Source organism: Curtobacterium sp. B8, assembly GCF_000333315.1.
Classification (GTDB): domain Bacteria; phylum Actinomycetota; class Actinomycetes; order Actinomycetales; family Microbacteriaceae; genus Curtobacterium; species Curtobacterium luteum.
On sequence record NZ_BACW01000703.1, the window covers coordinates 1 to 958 of the forward strand.

Below are 958 nucleotides of genomic sequence, written 5' to 3' on the forward strand. Positions count from 1 at the left end.
TCGCACCGCCTCGACGCGTCGACGCCGCTCGAAGAGACCATGGGCGCGCTGCACACCGCCGTCCAGCAGGGCAAGGCGCTCTACGTCGGGATCTCCTCCTACGACGCCGACCGGTCCCGGCAGGCCGCCGAGATCCTCCGCGACCTCGGGACGCCGCTGCTCATCCACCAGCCGTCGTACTCGATGCTCAACCGGTGGATCGAGGACGAGGGGCTCCTCGACGCCGCCGGCGACCTCGGCTTCGGCGTCATCGGCTTCACCGCACTCGCGCAGGGGTTGCTCACGGGGCGGTACCTCGACGGGGTGCCGGAGGACTCGCGAGCGGCGGCGGGCAAGTCGCTCGATGCCGGGTCGCTCACCCCGGAGGTCGTCGACCACCTGCGGGCGCTGAACGACATCGCGTCCGAGCGCGGCCAGAGCCTGGCGCAGCTCGCGCTCGCCTGGGCACTCCGTGACGAGCGGGTGACCTCGCTCGTGATCGGTGCGTCGCGGGTCGAGCAGCTCGAGCAGAACGTCGCCGCGCTCGGCAACCTGTCGTTCACGGACGACGAACTCCGCCGCATCGACGAGCACTCGGTCGGGGTGCTCGACGTGGACCTGTGGTCGGGAGCCCGGTCGGGCGCGGTGAGCTGACGCGCGGTACCGCGGTCGCATCGAACCACGGAACCGACGTCGAACCAGGGCCACCACCTGGTTCGATGTCGGTTCCCCGGTTCGACGACAACTCACACCGGGAGCGCGTCCGGCACTCGAGCCGTCGCTGCCGCCGACGCCGCCGACACCGACACCGACACCGACACCGCCGGCAGCGTCGGCACCCGCTGCCCGCTCATCGTCTCGAGCACCCGCACGACCTGCCTGCTGTACCCGTACTCGTTGTCGTACCAGACGTAGACCACCACCTGCCGCCCGCCGTCGGCGATCGTCGCCAGCCCGTCGACCACGCCGGGCTTGCGCG

At 71.5% G+C, this 958-nt stretch carries 1 protein-coding gene and 1 pseudogene; one reads left to right on the plus strand and one right to left on the minus strand.

What is annotated here, in order from left to right; genetic code table 11:
• Positions 1-633: aldo/keto reductase (locus tag I59_RS18715; RefSeq protein ID WP_022905190.1), on the plus strand; the 633-nt coding region annotated here is incomplete at its 5' end.
• Between the two features lie 92 nt (positions 634-725).
• Here I59_RS18715 and I59_RS18720 read toward each other — a convergent pair.
• Positions 726-958, minus strand: a pseudogene (locus I59_RS18720) (glyceraldehyde-3-phosphate dehydrogenase); the annotation flags it as partial.